Here is a 3,438-nt window from a genome sequence, read left to right as displayed (position 1 = left end):
GCCTCGGGTTGCGGTCGTCTGGTGCCGGCAGGAAGCGCCTGCGGTTGTGGTGGGGCGGTGCGGGCGGGTAGTGCTTGCGGTTGGGGTGGGGTGTGGGGTCGGAGTGCCTGGGGCTCGGGTGGGGTGCGGGGGAGTAGGCGGACGGGTTGGGTGGGGAGGAGGGTTAGGGGGTTCAGGTAGGTGTCGGATTGGCGGAGGCCCCAGTGGAGGCAGGTCGCTGGGGCGCAGTGGGAGGCGGCGGCTGAGAGGTGGCCGATGGTGTCGCCTGGGTTGACGGCTGCGCCCAGCGGTAAGGCGGCGATCACTGGCTCGTAGGTGGTGCGGATGGGACCGCGGGTGACGACGATGACGCCCCGGCCGGCCAACGGACCGGCGTACGTGATGGTGCCGGCGGTCGCGGACAGGACCGCTTGGCCGGGGGAGCCGGCCAGATCCACGCCGCGATGTCCGGGTAGCCACGGCTTCGCCGGCGCCTCGAACCCGCGCACCATCTCGGGCCGGGGCGACAACGGCCACCCCGTCTCCTCACCAGGCGCAGCTCCTGCGGTCACAGGCATCAGCGCCAGTGCGAACAGGCTCAAAGCGGGGCAGGCGAGTGCAAGATGGGATGGCGACCGTTTTCGAGTGATCTTCATGGGGGGAATGTGCCGTCGCCAGGCAGCCTGGGCGGGGGTGAGTTGGGGGGTTGTGGATAAGTCGGGGGCGGTTGGCCTGCGGCGGGGCTTGTCCCGTACACTTCCGGTGGCGTCCCGCGTGAGCGGGGCGACTTCGCACGCCCGCATGCCAACGCGTATCCCTCGGTCCCGGTTCGTCCGGGATGGGTGCGCGCGACGGGCGACAGGAGCGGCGGGCCACCCGGTCCATCGCTGACAAACCGAGCCAGGCGTCACCAGTGCAACTGGGGCGCGACAGGAGGAACACCTCATGGCCGTCGTGACCATGAAGCAGCTGCTCGAGAGCGGCGTCCACTTCGGGCACCAGACCCGTCGCTGGAACCCGAAGATGAAGCGATTCATCTTCACCGAGCGCAACGGCATCTACATCATCGACCTGCAGCAGTCGCTGTCGTACATCGACCGCGCCTACGAGTTCGTCCGGAGCACCGTCGCCTCCGGCGGCGCGATCCTGTTCGTCGGCACCAAGAAGCAGGCCCAGGAAGCGATCGCCGAGCAGGCGACCCGCGTCGGCATGCCCTACGTGAACCAGCGCTGGCTGGGCGGCATGCTCACCAACTTCCAGACCGTCAACAAGCGGCTCCAGCGCCTCAAGGAGCTTGAGCTGCTCGACTTCGACGACGTCGCCGCCTCCGGTGTGACGAAGAAGGAGCTGCTGCAGAAGCGTCGCGAGCACGACAAGCTGCTCAAGACGCTCGGCGGTATCCGTGACATGGCCCGCGTTCCGGCCGCCGTCTGGATCGTCGACACCAAGAAGGAGCACCTCGCGGTCGACGAGGCGCGCAAGCTGAAGCTGCCGATCATCGGCATCCTGGACACCAACTGCGACCCGGACGAGGTCGACTTCCCGATCCCGGGCAACGACGACGCGATCCGTTCGGTCGGCCTGCTGACCCGCGTGGTCGCCGACGCCGTCGCCGACGGTCTGATGTCGCGTGGCGGTCAGGGTGCTGCCGCGGCCGGCGAGGAGCTGGGCGCCGAGGAGCCGCTGGCGGCCTGGGAGCGCGAGCTGCTGGAGAGCCAGAACGGCACCACCGAGGCCAAGGCCGACGAGACCCCGGCTGAGGCTCCGGCCGCCGCCGAGGCGACCGAGGCTCCTGCCGCGGCGGAGGCTCCGGCAGTGACCGAGGCTCCGGCAGTGACCGAGGAGGTCGAGGCCCTGGCCGCGACCGACGCCGTCGCCGAGGAGCCGCCGGTGGCCGAGTCCGCCGCGGTCGCCGAGACGATCGCCAAGGCCGACGAGACCCCGGTCGAAGGCACCGAGGCCCCGAAGTCCGACGAGGCCTGACAGCCCTGGGTCGCCCGGCTCCGGCCGGGCGACCGTTCCATGCAGCTCACGCATCACCAAAGACGAGAGAACGAGGGAATGGCGAACTTCACCGCCGCTGACGTTAAGAAGCTCCGCGACGCCACCGGCGCGGGCATGATGGACGCGAAGAAGGCACTCGAGACCACCGACGGCGACTTCGACAAGGCGATCGAGGAGCTGCGCATCCACGGCGCGGCCAAGGCCGCCAAGCGTGGCGCCGAGCGCTCGGCCACGAACGGCCTGGTGGCCGCCGCGGAGAACGCGCTGGTCCAGCTGAACTGCGAGACCGACTTCGTCGCCAAGAACGAGCAGTTCCAGCAGCTCGCCAACGACATCGTCGCGCACGCCTCGGCGAGCAAGGTCGGGGACATCGAGGGTCTGCTCGGCGAGAAGTTGGCCGACGGCAAGAGCGTCGCGGAGAACATCGAGGCGCTGGCCTCGGTGATCGGCGAGAAGCTCGAGCTCGGCAAGGTGGCCGTGTTCGAGGGCCAGGTCGCGGCGTACATGCACAAGCGTGCGGCCGACCTGCCGGCCCAGGTCGGCGTCCTGGTCGAGTTCGAGGGCGACAACATCGACGCCGCCCGCGGCGCGGCCATGCAGGCCGCCGCGATGCGTCCGCAGTACACCACCCGCGACGAGGTTCCGGCCGAGACGGTCGAGAACGAGCGGCGGATCGCCGAGGCGACCGCCCGCGAGGAGGGCAAGCCGGAAGGCGCCCTGCCGAAGATCGTCGAGGGCCGGGTGAACGGCTTCTTCAAGGATGTCGTGCTGCTCGAGCAGGCTTCGGTCCAGGAGAGCAAGAAGACCGTGAAGGCCGTGCTGGACGAGGCCGGGGTGACCGTGAAGCGGTTCGCCCGGTTCGAGGTCGGCGCCTGAGCTTCGGCTCGTAGGACTGCTAGCGGACATATCGACGAGGAGGCCGGAGTCGTGACGGAAACCCTGGGTACCGAGACGAAACCGGCCTCTTCGCCGTTTCCGGCCGCCTACCACCGGGTGATGCTGAAGTTGTCGGGTGAGGTGTTCGGCGGCGGCAAGCTGGGCGTCGATCCCGACGTGGTGAACTCGATCGCCAAGCAGATCGCCGAGGTGGTCCGGGCCGGTGTCCAGGTCGCCGTGGTGGTCGGTGGCGGCAACTTCTTCCGCGGTGCCGAGTTGCAGCAGCGCGGCATGGAGCGGAACCGGGCCGACTACATGGGCATGCTCGGTACGGTGATGAACTGTCTGGCGCTGCAGGACTTCCTGGAGAAGCTGGGCGTCGAGACCCGGGTCCAGACCGCCATCACGATGGGCCAGGTCGCCGAGCCCTACATCCCACGCAAGGCGGACCGTCACCTGGCCAAGGGCCGGGTGGTCATCTTCGGCGCCGGCTCGGGCATGCCGTACTTCTCCACCGACACCGTGGCCGCGCAGCGCGCGCTGGAGATCGGTGCCGAGGTGCTGCTGATGGGCAAGCAG

4 protein-coding genes are annotated in these 3,438 nt (G+C 69.4%); 3 read left to right on the top strand and 1 reads right to left on the bottom strand.

Annotated elements, in window-relative coordinates; all coding sequences use genetic code 11:
• A partial coding sequence (locus VFG33_RS10505; RefSeq protein WP_325024964.1) for a M23 family metallopeptidase occupies positions 1-635 on the bottom strand: 635 nt, incomplete at its 3' end.
• 289 nt (positions 636-924) lie between these two features.
• Here VFG33_RS10505 and rpsB point away from each other — a divergent pair.
• The 3 genes from rpsB to VFG33_RS10490 form a co-directional block, all read left to right on the top strand.
• On the top strand, positions 925-1,962 hold the full coding sequence (gene rpsB / locus VFG33_RS10500; protein ID WP_325024962.1) for a 30S ribosomal protein S2: 1,038 nt from the start codon (positions 925-927) through the stop codon (positions 1,960-1,962).
• Between the two features lie 78 nt (positions 1,963-2,040).
• Entirely contained in the window at positions 2,041-2,859 is an 819-nt protein-coding gene (tsf, locus tag VFG33_RS10495; protein WP_325024960.1) for a translation elongation factor Ts, read from the top strand.
• A 120-nt stretch (positions 2,860-2,979) separates the two neighbouring features.
• A partial coding sequence (locus VFG33_RS10490; protein ID WP_414672941.1) for a uridine monophosphate kinase occupies positions 2,980-3,438 on the top strand: 459 nt, incomplete at its 3' end.

It is taken from the genome of Kribbella sp. (assembly GCF_035687465.1).
GTDB lineage: Bacteria > Actinomycetota > Actinomycetes > Propionibacteriales > Kribbellaceae > Kribbella.
This window is presented reverse-complemented; position numbering and strand designations above follow the sequence as displayed.

Excerpts from the sequence above, each read along its gene's own strand:
- rpsB (WP_325024962.1), top strand. The coding sequence starts at position 925 with ATGGCCGTCGTGACCATGAAGCAGCTGCTCGAGAGCGGCGTCCACTTC.
- tsf (WP_325024960.1), top strand. The coding sequence starts at position 2,041 with ATGGCGAACTTCACCGCCGCTGACGTTAAGAAGCTCCGCGACGCCACC.